Below are 2,912 nucleotides of genomic sequence, written 5' to 3'. Positions count from 1 at the left end.
GCCTCCCTAGATGGGGAGGCCACTACATCCTGGATCGAGCACGATCATGAGCCAGCGCCCGCGAGCGCACGCCTCGCGTGCCTCGCGCAGGGTGCGCGAGATGCGTGCCTTCGCGCGGATGGCGCTGGGGGGTGTCAGGCGGCGGGGAGGTACTTGGTCAGGTCGTCGAGGATCTTGTTGGCGGCGCCGACGCCGATGCCGGTCATCCAGACCTCGTCGGAGACCGGGTACGCCTTGCCGGCCTTGACCGCGCCGAGGCCCTTCCACAGCGTCCCGCCGGAGACCTTGGTCTGCTCGGCGGCGGCCTTGTCGCCGTAGGCGGTCACGAAGATGACGTCACCGTCGACCTCGTTGATCCGCTCGGGGCTGACCAGGTCGAAGCGCTTGTCCTCCTTGTTGGCGAGCAGCTGCCGCTCGGGGCGGCCCAGGCCGGTGTCGCCGATGACGATGCCGGAGAACGAGTCCGGCCCGTACACCCGGATGTTGCCGGGCAGGAACCGCACGATGGAGACCTTGCGCGCGGCGGCGTCGCCGAGCGTCGCGCCGAAGTCCTTGGCCCGCTTCTCGTAGGTGGCGAGCAGATCCTTTGCCTGCTGCTCGCGGCCGAGCGCCTTGCCGTCGAGGAGGAGGTTGTCCTTCCAGGTGATGCCCACCTTGTCGGTGAACACGGTCGGCGCGATGGCGGCCAGCTCGTCGTAGAACTTCTCCTGGCGGAACTTGCTGCCGAGGATGAGGTCCGGCTTCAGCGCGTTGATCGCCTCCAGGTCGGGCTCGGTGAGCACCCCGACCTCCTTGATGCCGGCGAGCTTGTCCGCGCCGAAGTACGTGGGCCAGCTCTTCGCCTCACCGGCGGTGGCCGCGCCGACGGGCGTGATGCCCAGCGAGAGCGCCGTGTCGATCTTGTCGGTGTCGAGCACGACGACGCGCTTGGGCTCGGCCGGGACCTTGGTGGTGCCCATGGCGTGGGTGATCTCCCGGGTCTCCCCGGTGGTGGAGCCGGCGACCGGGTCGCTCTCACCGCAGGCGGTGAGGCCGGCGCCGAGGGCGACGGCCGCGGCGAGAGCTGCGACGAGACGACGCATCAGAGTCCTTTCGAGGGGTGCGAGCCGGCGAGCGGGTTGGCCGCGTCGCCGGTGGCGGGTCGGGCGTCCGGTACGGACGCCGTCGACGAATCGGGGTCCTTCGCGCCGGCGGACGCGTCGGCCGGGTCACCCGGGACCAGAGCGTTGCCTCCGGTGTAGGCGGGCACCACCAGGGGTGCGCCCGTCACCGGGCAGGGCACGACCACGCAGGCCAGCCCGAAGACGTCGCGGACCAGGTCGGCGGTGAGGATCTCCCGGGGCGGGCCGGCTGCGACCACTGCGCCGGCGCGCATGGCGACCAGGTGGTCGGCGTAGCGGGCGGCCTGGTTCAGGTCGTGCAGCACGGCGACCACGGTGCGGCCACGCTCGGAGCGCAGCCGGTGCAGGAGATCCAGCACCTCCACCTGGTGAGCCAGGTCGAGGAAGGTGGTCGGCTCGTCCAGCAGCAGGGCGTCGGTGTCCTGGGCCAGTGTCATGGCGATCCACACCCGTTGCCGCTGACCGCCGGAGAGGCTGTCCACCGGCCGGTCGGTTAGGTCGGTGACGTCGGCGAGGGCCATCGCCTGGTCCACCGCGGCGCCGTCCTGCGCCGACCACTGCCGCCACCACCGCTGGTAGGGCTGTCGGCCGCGCCCGACCAGGTCCGCCACAGTGACGCCCTCGGGCACCAGTGGGCTCTGCGGCAGGACGCCGAGGCGGCGGGCGACCTCCCGGGTCGGCAGTTCGCGGATGGCGGTGCCGTCGAGCAGCACGGTGCCTCGGCGGGGGGTGAGCAGCCGGGCCATCGTGCGCAGCAGGGTGGACTTGCCACACGCGTTGGGGCCGACGATCACGGTGAAGGCGTCGGTGGGCAGGTCGAGGTCGAGCCCGTCGAGCACGGTCCGCTCGTCGTAGCCGGCGACCAGGTCGCGGGTGGAGAGCATCACACGACTCCTTGAGGCGTCACGACGACCGCCGCCGGCCGCGCAGCAGCAGGAAGATCAGGTACGGGCCGCCGATCGCGGCGGTCAGCACACCGGCGGGTAGCTGGGTGGGTGCGAACAGGCGTCGGCCGGCCAGGTCGGCCAGCACCAGCAGGAGTGCGCCGAGCAGCGCCGCGCAGACCAGCGGTGGTCGTTCGGCGCGTACCAGGCGACGGGCCACCTGCGGGGCGACCAGCGCCACGAAGTCGACGGCGCCGACCTGGGCGGTGACCATCGCGGCGACGAGCACGCCGGTGCCGGCGAGGCCGACCCGGCGGGCCACCGGACGCAGCCCGACTCCCCGGGCGGTGTCGTCGTCCAGGGCGGTGCTGTTCAGCGCCCAGCCGGCCCAGGCCAGCACCGGCAGCAGCACCAGCAGTGTGCCGGCGATCCAGGCGGCCTCGGTCCAGCCCTTGCCGGCCAGGGTGCCGATCAGCCAGATCTGGGCGCGCAGCCCGTCGATCGGGTCGGCGGTGAGCATGACCACCTCGGTGAGCGCCCGGAAGCCGAACGCGACAGCCACCCCGGCGAGCACGAACCGCTGCGCGGCCAGCCCGTGCCGGGCGCCGAGGGCGAACAGCAGCACCGCCGCGAGCAACCCGCCCACCAGCGCGGTGGGCGCCACCAGCACCGCGGCCATCCCGCTGGTCAGGGCCACCGTCGCGGCGAGACCGGCGCCCTGGGTGATGCCGATGACGTCCGGGCTGGCGAGTGGGTTGCGGGCCACGCTTTGGATCAGCGTGCCGGCCACGCCGAAGGCGGCGCCGGCCACGGTGCTCTCGGGGCTGGTCTTCGCGATCGGGGTGATCAGCGGGCGGCCGGTGGTCGACATGGCCATCACGGCGGTGAGCCTGGTCGTTGCGGCGGT

Annotated in this window: 3 protein-coding genes; all 3 read right to left on the bottom strand. The window is 72.8% G+C overall.

Features of this window, described 5'->3' with window-relative positions:
• Positions 1–134: 134 nt before the first annotated feature.
• Positions 135–1,082, bottom strand: coding sequence for an iron-siderophore ABC transporter substrate-binding protein (locus tag AB0B48_RS32745; RefSeq protein WP_357208448.1), 948 nt, complete (start codon positions 1,080–1,082; stop codon positions 135–137).
• Complete coding sequence (locus AB0B48_RS32740; protein WP_357208447.1) at positions 1,082–2,005, bottom strand: ABC transporter ATP-binding protein; 924 nt, start codon at positions 2,003–2,005, stop codon at positions 1,082–1,084. Before AB0B48_RS32740 ends, AB0B48_RS32745 begins: the two co-directional genes overlap by 1 nt.
• 19 nt (positions 2,006–2,024) lie before the next feature.
• Positions 2,025–2,912: iron ABC transporter permease (locus tag AB0B48_RS32735; protein WP_357208444.1), on the bottom strand; the 888-nt coding region annotated here is incomplete at its 5' end.

Source organism: Micromonospora sp. NPDC049089 (assembly GCF_040648775.1).
GTDB lineage: Bacteria > Actinomycetota > Actinomycetes > Mycobacteriales > Micromonosporaceae > Micromonospora.
Note: the sequence above shows the minus strand (reverse complement) of the source record. Positions and strands in the feature narration are given on the sequence as shown.

Coding starts and splice junctions, on each gene's coding strand:
- AB0B48_RS32745 (WP_357208448.1), bottom strand. CDS start 1,082: ATGCGTCGTCTCGTCGCAGCTCTCGCCGCGGCCGTCGCCCTCGGCGCC.
- AB0B48_RS32740 (WP_357208447.1), bottom strand. CDS start 2,005: ATGCTCTCCACCCGCGACCTGGTCGCCGGCTACGACGAGCGGACCGTG.